Source organism: Maribacter sp. HTCC2170 (genome assembly GCF_000153165.2).
Lineage (GTDB): Bacteria > Bacteroidota > Bacteroidia > Flavobacteriales > Flavobacteriaceae > Maribacter_A.
In genome coordinates, this window is record NC_014472.1 from 923,274 (window position 1) to 941,437 (window position 18,164).

The 18,164-nt window shown below is 37.7% G+C and carries 13 protein-coding genes; 1 reads left to right on the forward strand and 12 read right to left on the reverse strand.

From position 1 onward, the window contains the following. Positions 1 to 126: 126 nt before the first annotated feature. From FB2170_RS04260 to cyoE, 4 genes are all read right to left on the reverse strand, one after another. Positions 127 to 510, reverse strand: a complete 384-nt coding sequence (locus FB2170_RS04260; protein WP_013305283.1) for a cytochrome C oxidase subunit IV family protein — start codon at positions 508 to 510, stop codon at positions 127 to 129. A 49-nt stretch (positions 511 to 559) separates the two neighbouring features. Beyond that, on the reverse strand, positions 560 to 1,534 hold the full coding sequence (locus FB2170_RS04265; RefSeq protein ID WP_013305284.1) for a cytochrome c oxidase subunit 3: 975 nt from the start codon (positions 1,532 to 1,534) through the stop codon (positions 560 to 562). A 95-nt stretch (positions 1,535 to 1,629) separates the two neighbouring features. After that, the gene (locus FB2170_RS04270) at positions 1,630 to 2,211 is read right to left on the reverse strand and encodes a heme-copper oxidase subunit III (protein WP_013305285.1); all 582 of its coding nucleotides are present in this window, start codon (positions 2,209 to 2,211) and stop codon (positions 1,630 to 1,632) included. Positions 2,212 to 2,215: 4 nt separating this feature from the next. Beyond that, the gene (cyoE, locus tag FB2170_RS04275; protein ID WP_013305286.1) at positions 2,216 to 3,121 is read right to left on the reverse strand and encodes a heme o synthase; all 906 of its coding nucleotides are present in this window, start codon (positions 3,119 to 3,121) and stop codon (positions 2,216 to 2,218) included. 109 nt (positions 3,122 to 3,230) lie between these two features. On the opposite strand from cyoE, the gene FB2170_RS04280 reads away from it, so the two are divergent. Beyond that, a complete protein-coding gene (locus FB2170_RS04280; protein ID WP_237701157.1) occupies positions 3,231 to 4,112 on the forward strand; it encodes an MBL fold metallo-hydrolase in 882 nt (293 codons plus the stop codon). Positions 4,113 to 4,164: 52 nt separating this feature from the next. On the opposite strand, the gene FB2170_RS04285 is transcribed toward FB2170_RS04280, so the two are convergent. The 8 genes from FB2170_RS04285 to ruvB form a co-directional block, all read right to left on the reverse strand. Then, positions 4,165 to 4,884, reverse strand: coding sequence for an energy transducer TonB (locus FB2170_RS04285; RefSeq protein ID WP_013305288.1), 720 nt, complete (start codon positions 4,882 to 4,884; stop codon positions 4,165 to 4,167). Between the two features lie 61 nt (positions 4,885 to 4,945). Continuing rightward, entirely contained in the window at positions 4,946 to 5,338 is a 393-nt protein-coding gene (locus FB2170_RS04290; RefSeq protein WP_148232056.1) for a VanZ family protein, read from the reverse strand. Further along, positions 5,331 to 5,711 (reverse strand): glycine cleavage system protein GcvH, encoded by a 381-nt coding sequence (gcvH, locus tag FB2170_RS04295; protein ID WP_013305290.1) that lies wholly within the window; start codon positions 5,709 to 5,711, stop codon positions 5,331 to 5,333. Before gcvH ends, FB2170_RS04290 begins: the two co-directional genes overlap by 8 nt. Before the next feature lie 134 nt (positions 5,712 to 5,845). After that, entirely contained in the window at positions 5,846 to 13,027 is a 7,182-nt protein-coding gene (gene sprA, locus FB2170_RS04300; protein ID WP_013305291.1) for a cell surface protein SprA, read from the reverse strand. A gap of 5 nt (positions 13,028 to 13,032) precedes the next feature. Further along, positions 13,033 to 13,614 carry a Holliday junction branch migration protein RuvA gene (gene ruvA / locus FB2170_RS04305; protein ID WP_013305292.1) on the reverse strand — a complete coding sequence of 194 codons (582 nt, stop codon included), beginning with the start codon at positions 13,612 to 13,614 and terminating at the stop codon, positions 13,033 to 13,035. 20 nt (positions 13,615 to 13,634) lie between these two features. Then, entirely contained in the window at positions 13,635 to 15,926 is a 2,292-nt protein-coding gene (locus FB2170_RS04310) for an NADP-dependent malic enzyme (protein WP_013305293.1), read from the reverse strand. Between the two features lie 124 nt (positions 15,927 to 16,050). Then, positions 16,051 to 16,980 (reverse strand): tRNA epoxyqueuosine(34) reductase QueG, encoded by a 930-nt coding sequence (gene queG / locus FB2170_RS04315; RefSeq protein ID WP_013305294.1) that lies wholly within the window; start codon positions 16,978 to 16,980, stop codon positions 16,051 to 16,053. After that, positions 16,977 to 17,999, reverse strand: coding sequence for a Holliday junction branch migration DNA helicase RuvB (gene ruvB / locus FB2170_RS04320; protein WP_013305295.1), 1,023 nt, complete (start codon positions 17,997 to 17,999; stop codon positions 16,977 to 16,979). The genes queG and ruvB overlap by 4 nt, the downstream gene beginning before the upstream one ends. Positions 18,000 to 18,164 lie beyond the last annotated feature (165 nt).

An 18,164-nucleotide genomic window follows, 5' to 3' on the forward strand; every position in this document is an offset into this window, starting at 1 on the left:
TGCAAACTGGTTATAGTCGAATTCTGTCTTATAGCTAGATTAGTTCAAAAAATCCTTATTTGTCTTCAACAAACAAAAATAAAAAAGACGGTGTTTAAACCGTCTCTTTTTTCTGTTAATTCTATTTTAGAAGTTCCAAGTGACAAACCCATCCCTGAAGACCTCGTAGATATAATCAGCTTCTACCAATAATATAAATACCAAATAGAGGACAAGGAAAATTGGTGTCCAAACAATCGCTCTGCGTAAAGAACTTTTTTCATCTCTTAAGTGCATGAAATCCCATGCAATATAATAGGCTTTTACCAAGGTTAAAATGATGAATATCCAATTCAACAATTTCATACCTAGGAATGAGGTGCCCACCAATGCATCAGGCTTTGTTATACCCAAAGCAACTTCAATTGCCGTAACAATAGTCAAAAAGACAAGAACACCCCATATCTTTTGGGTGTTGGACTTAAATTTTAAAAGTCCTCTGAAAATCTCCAACTTGTGTGCGTCTGCCATGCTAAAAAATATTAATATATGTTTGCTCTAAAACCAAACAATAAAACGTTTATACCAAATAAAAGAATGTAAATACAAATACCCAAACCAAATCCACAAAGTGCCAGTAAAGCCCGACTTTCTCAACCATTTCATAATGACCCCTTTTCTCATACGTGCCCAAAGCAACATTAAAGAAAATTATCAGATTAATGAGTACTCCTGAAAATACGTGAAAACCGTGAAAACCAGTAATAAAGAAAAAGAAATCGGCAAACAACCTGCTCCCATATTCATTATGAACCAAGTTAGCACCTTCAACCACCTGGGTAGCATTCTGTAGTTTTGTCAAAGATTCTTGCCTTGAAAGCAAGGTTTTTTCACCTTCTTCATTTATAGTTTCAGTTCTTACAAGAATATTTGGATTTGCCTTAAAACCTTCTAATACCTCATTCAATGAATAACTAGGTTGGTAACCTTCATCATAGAACCAAACCCCATTTTTATTCTCATGAGCTACCCTATCACCAGGAATTGTCTTAGCAAAATCTGCCAAGGCTGCCCTATCGCCAGAATCGGCTTTTACAAATTGTAAAATCCTTCCCCCTTTGGTTTCTACTGCACCATAATCACCGTTAATGAACGTCGCCCATTCCCAAGCCTGGGAACCAACAAATATTGCTCCACCAATAATGGTCAAGAACATATACCAAATAACACTGTTCTTTTTCATTTTATGCCCTGCATCAACTGCAAGTACCATGGTAACAGAAGACATAATAAGGATAAATGTCATGAATGCCACATAGTACATCGGGTAATTACCGTGGAAGAATGGTACGTGGGTAAATACTTCGTCTGCAATTGGCCAGGTCTCAATGAACTTAAATCTTGAAAAACCATATGCCGCTAAAAAACCAGAAAATGTCAAAGCATCTGACACCAAGAAAAACCACATCATTAATTTGCCGTAGCTTGCTCCCAGGGGTCGGTTACCACCTCCCCATACGTTTTCTCCCGTGCCCGTTGTTACCGTAGAATCCATAAATAAATTATCGTATAATTAGAATTTTCACAAATTTACATTTTTTTAGAGGATACAAAAGTCAAATGCCAAGAAATCAAAACTTTATTGAATTTTTAGCCGACCAACACCATAAACAGGATTAAATAAACCCATAGGAGGTCTAAAAAATGCCAAAAGGTTGCACCTAATGACAATCCCAAATACTCTCCAGCATTGTACTTTCCTTTTATTTGGTTGAACAAAACTACCAACAAGGAAATAATACCCGCAACCACATGAACAATATGTACCGCTGCTATGAGAAAAATATATGACATTTTTATACTACTGGTTGGTCCTGTAAAATAATAGCCTTGGGACACCAATTGAGAAAATCCATTGAATTGCAATCCTATAAAAATGACTCCCAGCCCCAACGTAATCAACAACCAACTTGTGCAAACTTTTTTAGCATCTTTCTGGATTGCTTTCTTGGCTAAAAAATAGGTAATGCTGCTCAGAATAATTATTGCTGTGCTAATATAAAAAGATGACGGTAGCACAATATCACTCAACCAATCTTCTCTTTTACTACTTACAATATAGGCACTGGTCCAACCTGCAAATGCCATTAGTAGACTCACAATGCCAAACCAGAGCATCATTTTTTTTGATCTATCATTTTTTTCTTTTGGAGTTCCTTGAGTTAAGTCCATTTATTTATATGAATTTATCCAGCACATAAACCACTTGCATCAAAGTGATGTAGCTCACACTGGCCAACATTAATTTTCTTGCAGAAATATTATCTTTCTTTTCGTACAATCTAAAAGCATAAAACAGCATAGCCCCACCCATTATAAAAACAATTACTGCAGCAGGAACAGACAATTGCAATCGTCCGGTAATACCAAAAACTGGTATTACAGAAATCACGATCATCCAAATGGTGTACATTATTATTTGTAGCGCCGTACCATTATCTTTTTTTCCTGTAGGAAGCATTTTAAACCCTCCCTTTTTGTAATCTTCATCCAACATCCAAGCTAAAGCCCAGAAGTGCGGGAACTGCCAAAAAAACTGAATCATGAACAAGGTTCCTGGCTCTATTCCAAATTCATTGGTTGCGGCCACCCAACCCAGCATAAAAGGTATTGCCCCTGGAAATGCACCCACAAAAACCGAGAGTGAAGTAATGGTCTTCAAAGGTGTATAAACACTCGTATACAAAAATATTGAAATGGCCCCAAACATAGCCGTTTTCGGGTTTAAAAAATACAATGAAATCACCCCTAAAACAGTTAGAACCACGGCAATTAAAAGAGCCATATTGACCGACATTCTTCCAGAGGGGATAGGCCTGTTCTTTGTACGTTTCATCAACGCATCCAAGTCCTTTTCAATAATCTGATTATACGCATTTGATGCACCAACCATACAATAACCACCAAAGGCAAGCAATAACAGCGATATAACACTAATCTCGTAAGCTCCAAGCAAATACCCCGCAATCGAAGAAAAGACCACGCTGACCGCAAGTCTAGCCTTGGTAATCTCCTTAAAATCAGCAAATGCCATAGACAAAGTTGTCTTTTTTGCTGGTTCAATAACGGTCTTCATTATCATTTTTTATAAAAACGCAAATATAGTCGGAGTATGCTATTTGTGCAACGAATTATCAAGGTTTATCATATCTTTGAAATTGCGACCTTTCTAACCTCTTAAACTCTTAGTTATGAAGAAGATGAAACATTTATCTGTAATGGTAATCTGCATGGGTTTTATAACACTGGCCAACGCTCAGGAAAAAGAAGTAGTCATCAAGATTGACACCTTATCCCAGGATGTTTATATGTTAACAGGGCAAGGTGGAAATATAGGAATCTATGTTGGTGAGAGTAATGTCTTTATGATTGATGACCAATTTGCCCGTTTAAGCAATAAGATAAAAAGTGCAATAGCAACCCTTACTGATCAACCAATTTCATTTTTATTCAATACGCATATGCATGGTGACCACACTGGTGGCAACGCGGAATTTAATTCAAAACAAACCACTGTGGTTGCGCACGATAATGTGAGAAAAAGTTTGGAAGACCGTTTGGCAAAGAATCAAAAATTGAATAAAAAAATCTTACCCGAGGTTTCTTTTTCAGATGATATTACCTTTTATGATGGTGATGAGACAATTATGGCCTTTCATGTTCATGATGCCCATACAGATGGCGATGCCATGGTTTATTTTCTAAAGAACAATGTTCTACATATGGGAGATACATATTTCTCAGGAAGATATCCTTATATTGACTTAAAAAGTGGTGGTACTGTGGATGGATATATAAAAGCCCACAAAAAAGCGCTACTCCTAATTAATGAAGAAACCAAAATCATACCTGGCCACGGAAAATCTTCGAATAAAAAAGAGCTAGAATCCTACGTCATTATTCTAGAAGACATCAAGTTAAAAATTCTTAAAGAAATCCAAAGAGGCAGAACTCTGGAAGAAGTCAAGAAAAACACAAACTTATTATCTGCTTATGATGCCACCCATGGTGGAGGATATATTGGTCCCGAACGTATTCGAGAGATTTTTTACAATAGTTTAAAGAACGATTAAACAAAAAAATCCCGAGCTTACACTCGGGATTTTCATTTATATGGAATACTTTTTACTGTAGCTTAAATGTAATAGGGATACTGAAAGGAACCCTTACAGCTCTACCCCTTTGCTTACCAGGAGTCATTTTAGGAAGCTTACCAATAATCCTGGCAGCTTCTTTTTCGAGGTTCTTATCTGGTCCACGCATTCTAACGCCTCCGATACTTCCGTCTTTTTGAATAACGAACATAACGTTAACCCTACCTTGAACACCCATTTCTTGAGCGATTTCCGGATAGCGGAAGTTCTTACTGATATGTTTTTGCATTTTTGATTGGAAACAAATACGCATTGCTTTTGCTCCTTTTCCTTTTTCACTTTCACAACCAGGGAAAATTGGAACATCCTCAATAACCGCAAAAGGAACATCTACATCCTCAAAAACCTCCTCAACCTCAACGTCTTCAACTTCGATTATCTCCTCTTCCTGGCTAGTTTCTGTAGATTCAATTACAGTTTCCTCAACTTCTTCCTCATCCTCAACTACCTCTATAATCTCAGGTGCAGCTGGTGGTGGTGGTGGTGGTGGTGTTTTGATTTGTTCTGTCATCGGAACTTCTTCGTCCAACATGTCTTCAACGTTCATTGAAATATCGTACTCATCCGTTTTGTCATACGTTTTCCATTCCAAACCTCGCCAAACCAAAAACATTACCACAGCAAGCCCTATAACAAAATAAGTGCCGCTATTTCTTCTCAAATCTGCTTTTGGATTCTTTTTTAGTTCCATATTTAATTTTTTTAATGTTCGCTAATTTAACTAAATAATTAATAAAAAAACAAGTAATACTTTATTTTAACCCTCTTTGCCCATGAAATCGAGCTAAAATGAACAAGAAACCTAAAATAACACCCGCACTGTTTGCAAGGGCATCCAATAATTCACCGGACCTATTGGCAGTCATTTTCTCCTGAATAACCTCAATAATTATACCAAATATTATAAGCGAAAAAGCTAATATTGTTCTTGATTTTCTGGTATTTTGCTTTTTGAAATCTCGATGAACAAGATAAAGCGAACCAAGAATTGTCGCTACAAAATAAAATACAAAATGAACTATTTTATCACCATTTGGGATATTGAAAGAACTTAGCCCATCATCTTCAAAAGAAGATAAGCTGGAAAATGTTACAAACACCATCCAGCTTACAAATGCAAACCCGTATAAATGCTTTTTAAGCACCTATTAATTCTTTATAATCCTCATCACTTAATAAGCCTTCTAATTCTGAAGTATCACTTATTTTTATTTTCACCATCCAACCTTCTCCATAAGGGTCAGTGTTAACCTTTTCAGGTTCATCCTCCAAACTTTCGTTGAATTCAATTATCTCCCCGCTTAAGGGCAAGAATAGGTCTGAAACTGTCTTTACTGCTTCAACTGAACCAAAAACCTCATCTTTATCCATGGTTTCATCAACAGTCTCAACTTCAACATAAACAATATCACCAAGTTCACCTTGGGCAAAATCGGTAATTCCTACTGTGGCTATATCGCCTTCTACCTTTACCCATTCATGGTCTTTGGTATACTGTAAATCTGATGGTATATTCATTTTCGTTTTTTTTGTTAACGAAACAAATGTAAACGATTCTTTGAGGAAATCAAATAAACTTAAGCCTCAAAAAACACCTTAAATACTTTACTTTTAAAGAAGAGGTGATTCGGAGCTACTGAACCCTATAAGTCTTAGTTACCAAAATTATATTTTAAAGTAAACCCAGTATTTATAGTAGTCTGCGGGAACGCCGTAGAAACAGCAAATTTGGAAAATGAATGATCATAAAAGAATAAGGCATTCATATTCTTGCTAAGGGCATAGTCGGCAGTAAACTTAAGAGAGAACAAATTTTGTCCTGACGTTATCTGGTTGTTATCTATATCCAAGTTTCTGATAATAGTGATATTATCCCTTAGAGTTACATCTGCCTTTAGGTTTAAATCACCTTTTAACCGTGTTTTATTACCTCCTATATTCGTAACGAATTTCACATCCTTAAAACGATAACCCAAACCAAGTGTATACTCCTTACCATTGATCTCGGTCATAAGGTTATTATCAAAACTCATGGACAATGCCCTTTCTGTTCTTACCTCGGCCAATACACTAACAGAATTCTTCATTTCAAAATCAACACGCATGAGCGGATTAAACTGATCATTCAACACTACATTATTCAATATAAGGTCTGGCAACCAATCTCCCGTTTCAGAATCAAACAAGGTGTTTTGTTTTTCAAGATTCGTTTGAAACGAATTAATACTATATGAAGAACGATATCCATGACTCAATGAGAAACGTTTAAATTTCTTTTTGAACCACTTATTACGCATTAACCCAGTGTATTTTATATTCCAATTAGGAATTGGTATTTGCCTAAAAGCGTCCAAATTAACCCTATTCGCATCTTGTCCAGTATAAGCAGCAAAAAAGGCAGGAAGCAACACGTCTTGTTGTGTTTTACCATATCGCTCAGGGAAACCATCTTCATCCAAAGTTCCTAACGACTCACCACGATCAGAAACCAATCTATTTGCAATAGTAATTCTGTTCTCCTTGAATGTTTCAAACAACTCAGAACTGAATTCATCGCTTTTACTTAATGCCGTACCTATCATCATGGTGGAAATACTAAAATTCCCAAACTCATTTACAAGACCACTTTCTTCCTGCAACCAAGACTGCAAGTCATAGTTTTCCTGATAGCTATCTGAGTATTGCCTGTCGGCTGAAAGGTCAATGGTCAAATCTCTTATGGGCTGGGCAGTTGCCGTAATATTCAATATTTTGTTTGTTCTTTTAATATGTTGCTCATTAAAATCTGTAAAACCGGTCAACCAACCATTTCTAGCAGCTTCATAACGAACATCGGCCTGACTTCCAAACACAAAACCCAAAGTTGGTCTTGCTGTACCAATAAAACCAATGGATTGTGTATATCCTGGAAGCACAGTACCATTATTTTCACTATAGTTTATATTCAACCTTTTAACCATGGTCAATACATCAACGGCCGTATTGAACAAAGCACTGGTCTTCTGTTTCGGGGCCTCTTTAACAGAAGCCGGATTACCCCCCTTGTCCCTTCGGACAGGGATGCCTTTTGACACTTTGCCGTCTCTTTTCTTAAGACCAATTAGATCATAGAACTTTTGCATGCTCAATGCCGCAGTTAAATTATGGGTATTGGCATTCTGCACTGTGTTGATAGCGACTTGATAACCCAATGCATCACTAGCTACTTCAGCCAAGGCATCACCTCCCCTTTGCCAATCAAAATTACTGGTATAAGAATACTGTGCACTAATAAAATCCAATGCCGGAATCTTATTAAAAGGCAACTCGTAGTTCAATTGCATTTGTTGGGCATGCCTATTTGGCTCACCTAAATCCCAAAAGCCATCCCATAGGCCTAAAGCCTGATTTATATCAGAATCTGGATTGCCATCCTCATTAAAATAATTTCTAACTATGTTGTTATTACTAGCTGTTAGGTTCAAACTCAAAGATTTGCTCAAACTGTAGTTTATGGCATATTGCCAGTTGAACAAATAATTACGCTGTTGTAAAAAAGGCAAATCCAAAGACTCAACTCCAGGCTCAAAAACCTCTCTGAACCTTTGCTGATTAAACTGCCTGTTTATGTTAGAGTTCACAGAAACACTTGCCGGCAATAAGTTAAAATTCAAATCTTTTAACCATTGCCAATATTTACCCGTGAACAATGAGTCTTTCTTTGCAAAAGGCGCAACTTCTATTGGCTTGAAATTATGATTATAAACAAAACCTGTATTTACACTCTGATCCCTGAGTTTTGCAATTTCAAAATCACGATGATCCGTTTCATTGTAAGAGTAATTGAACGTAAAATTTTCAACATCATAAAAATTAGCTTCGGCATCTTCTCCCCTATCTTTACGAACCCCAATTAAATTTATACTTGTTCTTTTAGTGTAGTCCTCTGCTTGCTCCAATGTCTGGTCCGCTTCTTCTTGCGTTGGTGCGGAAGCTATCAAATCTTCCAACTTTAAATCATCGTAAACAGGATCAAATTCTGGTGTTATCATTTGCTCAGATATACCATAATTGAACGGAATTTGAATTCCCCATTTCTTAGGTAATAACTGCCCTACGTTCACATTGGTGACTAAATCATATGAAATGGCATCTTCTCTAGCTCTTTCATTAGGCATTTGATCAATTGCTCCAAAACCCGATGTGCTTTTACTTCCTGTAGCTGTAATATTTGCAAAATCAGCAATATTGGCATCGATGGAAGCAACTGCGGCCCAACCTCCATTATTGTCCAAACCTGCCAAACGAAGTTCATTGAACCAAACTTCTCCTCTTGCAGGTAGTACATCAATATTCTTAATACCCACCATCATACTGCGTACACTGCCCAATGACGGATTACCCCTGATACCAATTCGCAACCTCCCCAATGTACGCGGTGCAAATTCAGGAACTGGTATTACTTCACCATTCTCGACTTCAAAAAACTGTAGTTCGTTTAATGGTATATCTGTTCTATTGGCAATTCTTAACGATTTAACCTTATTTAAATCACTCAGCAGAATCTCCATTTCATTAACATCTGGCCATATTTCACTTTCCGAAGCTGCCCCGTGTGAAGTAAACTGCAAAGGCAATTCTACTTGATAGAAATTCTGTGACAAATCAGTTCCCAATCGTAAGAAACCCACCAACGGGTTTGCATCATCAGCATAATCACTATTATTGACTTTCTCAGCGTGGATAAACATTTTCAGTTTCTTGTACTGGCGAATATCAATGTTTAAACTTTTGAACACCCCTCTTGAATCTTCCGATTCCAAATTATCTACTTTAAAAGACAAGGACTGCTCATTCTGACGAATAATCGTATTGTTGTTATTCAATTGCTCACGAACTACTCCTGGAGGCAAGACATAGGGTACTGGAGTTCTGGTATTATTCTCTTCAATGTTTACCGTGTTTACATCTACAACAGTTCCATCGTCAGTTGGGTCATTATCGATTAATTCATCCTGTAAAGTCTTAGTATAAGTACGCCAATCACCACGAACCAAGTCCATAGTAGCAAAACGAAGAACCACGTCACTACTAAAACCTGTGAGGTACATTCTCATAAAACTAATGGATCTAAAATCCGTAATACCACCAACAGCATCTGTAAAATCACTTAAAGGTATTTTATATTGTATCCATCTACGGTTCAGTTGTGAGCCATTAGGCAAATCTGGGGTAACACCATCTTTAATATCAGTAACATATTTGTCATTGATGCTCGTGGTAGGTCTAATAGGAATTCTATACTCATAATAGCTATTCACCGTGTTCATGGTTAAATCACGGTCAATGTCCTCAACATCCGGCAGAGTCGTCGACCCACGATTCGTATTGGTTACCTGAACTGGAGAGTTCCCATCAGGATTATTAAAATCCAGATAACGCTCCAAAACCCCACCTTCACGGTTCAAGTAATATTGATAGTTATCTAAAGCTGGATCCTCGCCAGGACCATAAATGTCAACCTCGCCAGCATCATTCAGACCATCAAAACCAACATCTTGTAGAACTCTATTGTCTTCATTTGCATCAAAGGCATATACCAAAGCCTGTGTAGCGGGCACTATACCCCATGATGGTTGGTGAATTAAGGCATCGGCATCTACGGGCAACCCATTTTCATATTGTTTTCTACCATCTTTCAATACGTCTTCCGAAATATTACCAAGGTTGAAAACCAGCTCGCCAGGACTTGTTGCCAAACCATCAACATAGGGATCCAATACCCAAAACTGAACGAACTCCACATTGGATTGTTCAAAGTCGGTACTACTTAAAGAACGCATGATACCGGCCCATTTATCTTGGGACGGCTCTGTATCAAAATCAGGATTAGTATTATAAGGTCCTTTTGCATTGGGATAATATGCCAAATCCAATGTTCCCTGGACCGTGGTCTGACCTTGGGCAATATCAACCTGGGGAAAAACCTCATCAATAAAAACCCTTCTTGTTGCATTGGTAGAAACATCGCTGTCACTTATTCCCGAGGGCCTCTGGTTTGTATAGAAAATTGGATCAATAGTGTACCAAGCCATTTTTGCCCTACCATGACCATTTATCAAATTCGCCGGATCCTCTGGTGAACTTCCAGAAAGAACACCGCCTGGAGCAAACTCCAAAGGTGTACTGGCCAGTGACCAACCCAAAGAAGAACGAATATCTATCAAGGCTTGCGCGCCTTCAAAATCATCTAAATAAGTAGTTGTCTCCCCTTGGAAATCTGCATTCTTGGGAGAATTTGGTTTTAACCAAGCAACCTCACCGCGAACAGATAAATTTGATGGAACATCTGTATCAATATTTGGGAGCTTATTAACCATTCGTGTTAGAAAGGGAATCTCAGTCGAGAAATTACCATTCAATCCAAAGATTGTATTGTTGACCGGTTCAACACCAAAGTTCGATTTTTGTGTCAGTGGTCGTTCGTTTAAGTTCAACAAGGTAGCGCCCAAGATAAAATTCTTGTTCACTTGATGCTCTACATTCACCCCTGTAAACCTTCTTGTTTGCTGACCGAAAACCGCATTATTTTCGACTGAAATATTAATTGGTGTATTTGAAGCTTCAAGGCTTGGGTCCAAAATCTGTACCGTACCTGCCTGATAATTTACAGTGTAATCTATTCCTTCTTGTAAAGTTCTACCCCCAGCGGTAACCCTAACGGAACCACGTGGTACATTAAAGGCACCTATTGGAATACCGTTGCTTCCTTCAGACTTGTATTTACCCTTTAATAAAAACTTATTCTTTACGGGGTCTTGTAAAGCCGCTGCTTTTGTTTGGGTATACATATCCCTGAAGACATATTTCTTTTGATTCGCATTGTACCCTTGATCATTCGTTACATCATAGGTTCCACTTCCCAACAATTCAAACATATATTCACCAAAAGGCTCCACTTTAGTGAATATGATTTTCCCGCCTTGAGTATCTACTGTAAGGCCCGGAATAAAATCAAAGAAACCATCACCACCAGGTTGCACATCATTGTAAGCATTCAATCTGTCCAAATTAAAAACGTCCAATAGAATTCTTTCCTGTAAGGGTTTTGGTGAATCTGGCCAACCTGAGCCAGCACCTTCTTCTACAGGTGTTATATAATTTCGTGGTGTTGGATCAGAATAAAGAATATTCAACTTAAAATCCTCTTGACTTAATCTAAATGCTCCTGTGGCATATATATTTTTCATCATCAAATCCCAAATAGGATCAGTGATATTGGTGATATTACTCTTAAGTAATTTAAGAACCAGAGTATTGTTGTTAATAACAGGATTCGCACCATTAATACCACCTGTAACTGTTGTAGCATCTAAACCTCCATTAGCAAATTCACCTACCTGGTAAACCTCACCGTTATATGTATATTGGAAAGCAACTGCCAAGACCTCATCATTACTCAGACGTTGATTCAATGAAACATATCCCAATTGGGTATTAAATTGATAATCCCTTGTCAGTTCAAGTTTTCTTGCATTTTCCAATATAGCATAGTCAAAACCTTGGTTTACTTGATAACCTGGAACATTAAAACCCGCCTCAACCGTAGCTATATCTCGAATTGACTCAGTTAAAGCGCCAGTCCCAATTGTTGCAGGATCAAAATCATTGGCATTATTTCTTGGCAAAGCATTACTAGGATTATTAAAAAACCCTGCCGGATCACCATTACTAATACCTATTCTCGTTTTATCTTCTGCCGACTCCCCTAAATCCTGAATAGCGACAACATTCCTTACATTCAAGGTTTGCTGGCTTCTATTGGTCACCCAAACTTCTAATCTAGTAATCTGTACTTGACTTTGGATATAAGGGTAATTTGCCAAAGCTACATCATAGTTATCCCTAAAATATTGGGCAAGGAAAAAGTGTCTATCCTCATCATAATCCAATGCAGTACGTGTAAATTCATTTATAGTTCCTCCACCTTGAGCTACAACGGTATTGTTTTGCGAGCGTTGTTCTGAGAAAACAGCTGTAACCTTTGTCTTGCCAAACTGCAATTGGGTTTTTACCCCAAATAAACTTTGCGCTCCAGTAATCAACGAGCTATTAAGAGGCATATTTACATTACCCACTTCTATTTTCTGAAGAATATCATCTTCGGTAGGTGTATAATCCAGTTTTACGATATTCTGGAAATCGAAAGTTGCTTCTGTATCATAATTGGCTGTGACCTGTAGCCTTTCCCCAATTTTACCCAACATACTTAAACTAATTCGCTGATCAAAATCAAATGATAGGTTTGTACGATTTCTGGGCGAAAGAGATGGATTATCATTTTTCTGCCAGATAACCCCCAAATCCATGGCAACAGAACCTTGCGGAATCACCTCTATAGTATTCCCACCAAAAACAGATTGAAAGAAATTGTTATTGATATAGAAATTGGGCAATAGATTTTTTCGTGCATCTTCACTACCCTCCTTTTTTCCAGAATAAGCATCTAACTTTTCCTTAAAATAATCTTTCATCCCCTCCTTACGAACAAGTTCCATGTACTGTGCAGGAGTTAGAATAATTGGATATCCTATATCAAAGTCACCAACTTTCTCGGAATAAATATACCTGTCAAGGTTTGGATCATAAATATATTTGGAAGTAATACTCTCTGGATTGTCAAACTTCAATTTACCTAAGGAAAAACCAGTTTTAACCGAGTCCTGACCCTGCTCATTAAAACCTTCACCCTCGGTTTCCTGAGCGTAGGAATATTCTACGGATCCAAGAAAAAAAGCGAATAGGATTATAAGCTTAAATGAATATTTAAGAAATTGTTTTGCCCCTCTTTTCAAACTTGTTACAAATTTTTAAGCGCGTGTTTAATAATGTTCTCAACGCTTAGCGAAGAATCTTGGCTTAAAACTTTGTCAACCACCTTTTCGGCTTGTCTACGAGCGAATCCAAGAACCTCTAATGCAGATAACGCTTCTTCTTTATTTGTATTGTTCGAACTAAGGGAAACTTCATCAATATCATAGACTTTCAAGATTTTGTCCCTTAAGTCCAGAATAACGCGCTGTGCGGTTTTAGCGCCAATGCCTTTAATCCCCTGAATTGTAGCGACGTCACCATTTGCAATTGCATCACGAATTTGAGCTGGTGACAACGAAGAAAGCATTGTTCTGGCCGTACTTGAACCAATACCTGAAACAGAAAGCAATAAGCGAAAAATCTCCCTCTCAGATTTTTCCGCAAAACCAAACAAGGTGTGTGAATCTTCCTTGACCTGTAAATGTGTATAGAGGCTTATGTTCTCAACATCCTTGAGATTGGAAAAAGTATGCAGTGAAATATTCACAAAATACCCAACGCCAGCACATTCTATTATAACATGCGTAGGGTTTTTTTCTACAAGTTTACCTTTGAGATGCGTAATCATATTGCAATACTGTTAATTGATTATTTATTTTTTTCCTTTTTTCTTTTTTCCCTTACTTGTGCATCGATAACCGCAACTGCCGTCATATTTACCATTTCATCGACATCAGCCCCTAATTGAAGTATATGCACGGGTTTCCGAAGCCCCAACATAATAGGACCAATAGAATCAGACTTATTAAGCTCTTTCAATAACTTGTACGTAATATTCGCCGATTCTAAATTTGGAAAAATGAATGTGTTTACCTTTTTTCCGGCTAATTTTGAAAAAGGGAAATTGCTTTGATGTAATTCCATATTCAATGCAAAATCTGTTTGAATTTCTCCATCTACAATTAAGTCTGGATGAGTTTCATGAAGAATCTCAACCGCCCTGGTCACTTTCTTAGCATTAGGATGAGCCGATGAGCCAAAATTCGCATAAGAAAGCATTGCCATAACGGGTTCAAAACCAAAAGCTTCGGCCAAATTCCCTGTCATAACCGCTATTTCGGCCAATTCCTCAGCCGATGGGTCAATATTGATTGAAGTATCGGCCAAAAGTAATGGCCCACGTTCTGTATTCATAATATTCACTGTAGCTGCACGTTTAACACCTTTGGCCCTACCTATTACCTCAAACACTGGTTTTATAACTGTTGGAAAAGCCCTGGAATATCCTGAAATCATACCATCAGCGTCATCCGCAAAAACCATCATTGCCGCATAATAATTTCGCTCACGCATTTTTGTCTTAGCCCCATATAGCGTAACTCCATTTCTTTTGGTGCCCTGCCAATATCTTTTCGCATATTGATTTCGCTTTTCCAAGGAAGAATCATCCTTTGGGTCAATGATTTCGACATCAGCATCAAATTCCAACTCCTTCATCAGCTCTTTTATAACCTCTTTGTTTCCCAATAAAATGGGAACAGCTATTCCTTCTTCATAAACAATCTGGGCAGTTTTCAAGACATCAAAATGGTTAGCTTCAGCAAAAACTATTTTTTTTGGGTTCACCTTTGCCCTATCGTGCAATAACCTAACAAGTTTATTGTCACTACCTGAGCGACGCAACAACTGCTCTCTATATTTATCCCAATCTGCTATCGGTTCTTTCGCCACCCCACTATCCATTGCGGCTTTTGCCACTGCTGGTGGAATTTCAGCAATTAGTCTTGGGTCAAAAGGTTTGGGGATAATATAATCTTTACCAAATGTCAGTCGAGTTTCTGAATATGCAATGTTCACTTGTTCTGGGACAGGTTCTTTGGTCAATTCGGCCAATGCAACTACGGCTGCCATTTTCATTTCCTCATTGATCTTAGTAGCTCTTACATCTAACGCCCCTCTAAAGATGAACGGAAAACCCAAAACATTGTTCACTTGATTGGGATGATCAGAACGGCCCGTTGCCATAATAATATCTTCCCTAGTTCTGCACGCCAAATCATACGCTATTTCCGGATTTGGATTCGCCATTGCGAATACAATGGGATATTTTGCCATTGATTTCAACATTTCGGGAGAGACAATGTCGGCAATTGAAAGTCCTATAAAAACATCGGCATCTTCCATAGCCTCTTCCAAAGTGTCTATCGTTCTGTCTGAAGCGAATTCCAATTTCTCTTTCGAAAGATTTTCACGATCTTTACGGATTACACCTTTACTATCTAACATCACAATATTCTCTGCTTTGGCTCCAAAGGCTTTATACAACCTTGTACAAGATATGGCTGCTGCCCCAGCACCACTAATCACGATACTTACTTCCTCAATCTTTTTATTGGTTACTACCAAAGCATTTAAAAGAGCGGCTGCTGATATTATCGCTGTTCCGTGTTGGTCATCGTGCATAACCGGAATATCCAGTTCTTCTTTCAAACGTCTCTCAATCTCAAAAGCCTCTGGTGCTTTAATATCTTCTAAGTTTATTCCCCCAAAAGTCGGAGCAATAGCTTTGACCGTTTCTACAAATTTATCAACGTCGGTCGCATCCAACTCAATATCCATTCCATCTATATCAGCAAAAATCTTAAACAGAAGGCTCTTACCCTCCATTACCGGTTTCGAGGCTTCTGGACCTATATTACCTAAACCCAATACTGCCGTACCATTGGAAATGATGGCAACTAGATTGCCTTTTGAGGTATATTTATATACGGTATCCTTATCTTTTGCTATTTCTAGACATGGTTCAGCCACCCCAGGAGAATATGCCAATGCTAAATCGCGTTGTGTAGAATAATGTTTTGATGGTACAATCTTAATCTTACCCGGCTGTGGTTTGGCATGATAAATCAATGCTTCACGTCTTAACTTCTTTTTACTCATCAAATGTTCTTTAGAAAAACAAATTTAATGGTATTCTACATATAATGGTGTTGCATTTTAATAAACAGGAAGGAATTGATTATTAAGTATACTATTGTAATGGTAAATAAAATCTCAATTCTTTCTATTTGATCTTTTTTAAATAATCTATATTACGATTCAAGCCATTAAATTTGGTTCGTTTTACGGGGGACTTTTGAAACACTTTTCTGAAAACATCCTCGGTAATCTCCTCCCAATCTTTTTTGGTCATGGACAACAATTCTGGATGAGGGTCAAAAAGTGGTTCATTATGAGGTTTTGAAAAACGATTCCAAGGGCACACATCTTGGCAAATATCACAACCAAACATCCAATCATCAAATTTTCCTTTGAATGCTGCTGGAATTTCATTTTTCAATTCTATGGTGAAATAAGAAATACATTTACTTCCATCAACTACATATGGCTCAACAATGGCATCTGTGGGGCAAGCATCAATACATGCCGTGCAACTACCGCAATGGTCAGTAACCGGAGCATCATAATCCAATTTCAAATCAATAATCAACTCTGCAATAAAGTAAAATGAACCCGTTTGTTGAGTCAGTAAGTTACTGTGTTTACCAATCCATCCCAAGCCACTTTTTGCGGCCCAAACCTTATCAAGAACCGGTGCTGAATCTACAAATGCACGGCCATTTACCTCACCGATTTCTTCAGAGATAAATTCTTGAAGTAGTCTTAATTTGGATTTAATGATGTGATGATAATCTTGGCCATACGCATATTTAGACAGCTTAAAACTGTTTTTATTTTGTTCTTCTTTTGGGTAGTAATTCAATAAAAGGGAAATCACAGATTTAGAACCTTCTACCAATCTGGTTGGATCCAAACGTTTATCAAAATGATTTTCCATGTACAGCATTTCACCATGCATGTCATTTTTTAACCATTTTTCCAATCGTGGAGCTTCTTCCTCGAGAAACGTTGCTTTTGATATGCCACAAGACAAAAAACCGAGGCGGTTTGCTTCGGTTTTAATAAGACTAGTATGGTTTGTTTTATTTCTCAAAAAAGATCTGGTTGGTTACCCCCTTTGATTCTACCTAAATGTTTGTATGCCAATTCAGTTACCTCTCTACCTCTAGGAGTTCGCATAATAAATCCTTGTTGAATAAGGAAAGGTTCGTATACTTCTTCAATAGTTTCTGCACTTTCAGAAACAGCCGTTGCCAGCGTTGTTATTCCAACAGGACCACCTTTGAATTTATCAATTATCGTGGTTAGAATCTTATTGTCCATCTCATCCAAACCGTGGGCATCAACATTCAAGGCTTTAAGACTATATTTTGAAATTTCCATATCTATGTTTCCATTGCCCTTAATCTGTGCAAAATCCCTAACTCTTCTTAAAAGTGAGTTGCAAATTCTTGGGGTTCCCCTACTGCGACCTGCAATTTCAATTGCAGCATCAATAGCTATGGGCACTTTAAGTATTTCCGCACTTCGCTCAACGATTGTGGATAATAATTCGGTTGAGTAGTACTGCAATCTACTTTGAATACCAAAACGTGCACGCATTGGCGCAGTTAGTAATCCTGACCTTGTAGTTGCCCCTATTAAGGTGAAGGGGTTCAAGTTTATCTGAACTGATCTTGCGTTTGGACCGGTCTCTATCATTATATCAATCTTGTAATCCTCCATTGCTGAGTACAAATACTCTTCAACAATAGGACTTAATCGATGTATTTCATCAATAAACAACACATCCCGCTCTTGCAGGTTTGTCAACAATCCAGCTAAATCCCCTGGCTTATCAAGTACAGGACCTGATGTTATTTTTATACCAACACCTAGTTCATTGGCCAAAATATGGGCCAATGTGGTTTTACCCAAACCTGGTGGGCCATGGAACAAAGTGTGATCCAAAGCCTCATCTCTTTGATTGGCAGCTTCAACAAATACTTTTAAATTTTCAAGTACTTGTTCTTGGCCTGTAAAATCATCAAAGGTTATGGGGCGTAATGCTCTTTCTATATCTATTTCCTCAGGAGTAAGATTTTCTGAGGCAGGATCTAAGTGTTCGTTCATATCAAAACAAAGATAGTGAAATTCAAATGTTAAAATTTATAGAAAGCCTACTATATATAACGTTGTAGTTGGTTAACTTTCAACAACATGACATTTGTCATCTTTTTTCAAATCAATATTTCCATACTTTGCATAGAATTTAAAACAAGTATTATAACAACCATT